We start from the raw sequence: 936 nt of genomic DNA on the forward strand, positions 1-936 counted from the left end.
ATACCTACCGAGGTAGCGATGCTTATGGTTAATATTAAAAGGCCTTTTAAAGATGAATATATTTGTAAAACAAGCCACTTTTCTTCAACCTCCCTGTTTTTTTTCGGTTTCAAATTTGGCTGGTAAAAAAATTACAGGAATTATTGGATATATTTTTTTTTCGGTTGGTGTTTCTTACCAAATAAATAATTCAAATCAAATAAATTTTGATTTAATACAGCCAAATGAAGATATAATACTGGCATTTGATGGTCCATCCGTTCCAAAAACGCTAACTTCTTTTGCTAGTCCATTAACATTTTTAAATGAGGCAATAGTTCATGACTATTTATATTCTGATCAATCATATGACTCGATTCAAGGAAAAAATAGATATGATTTTGAAAAAAACTCAAAAATTATTTGGAATGATAGAATTAGAAAAAAGTATGCAGATGATATATTTAATATGTTACTATCAACAAATTCAGTAATTTCACATATACAAAAGATGATGATTTTTTATTCTGTAAGAAATTTTGGAAAATCTTCATTTAGAAATAAAATGGAACTTCAACGAAATAAAGAAGTTATCAAATCCTACGAAACTTTAAATTACTATGTGCCAAAACCGCCCTCTGATATTTATAAAAAATATCAGTCGTTTTTATAAAATCTATTTTATAAAATAAAAATATGAAAAATAAAATTTTTAATCTTTTAATTTCACTTTCAGTTTTTTTAACTAGTTGCAATCATAAACAATGTAAGGAATCTGTAAATAAATTAAATAATCTAAAAATAGATAAAAAAGAAAATATCAGCTCAATACAAAGAGAAATAAATAGCAAAGAAATATCTAGATTAAGTCTATATATAAAAAACAGATGTAATCAATAATAGGGTTCGTAAGCGTCGCTACCTCGGTAGGTATTTTGCACATCCAATGATGCAAAA

Annotated in this window: 1 protein-coding gene; it reads left to right on the forward strand. The window is 25.7% G+C overall.

Annotated features, from left to right (window positions below):
• Positions 1-52: 52 nt before the first annotated feature.
• Complete coding sequence (locus tag C200_RS13895) at positions 53-652, forward strand: DUF1353 domain-containing protein (protein WP_016212070.1); 600 nt, start codon at positions 53-55, stop codon at positions 650-652.
• Positions 653-936: the final 284 nt, after the last annotated feature.

This window comes from Piscirickettsia salmonis LF-89 = ATCC VR-1361 (assembly GCF_000297215.2).
GTDB lineage: Bacteria > Pseudomonadota > Gammaproteobacteria > Piscirickettsiales > Piscirickettsiaceae > Piscirickettsia > Piscirickettsia salmonis.

Coding starts and splice junctions, on each gene's coding strand:
- C200_RS13895 (WP_016212070.1), top strand. CDS start 53: ATGAATATATTTGTAAAACAAGCCACTTTTCTTCAACCTCCCTGTTTT.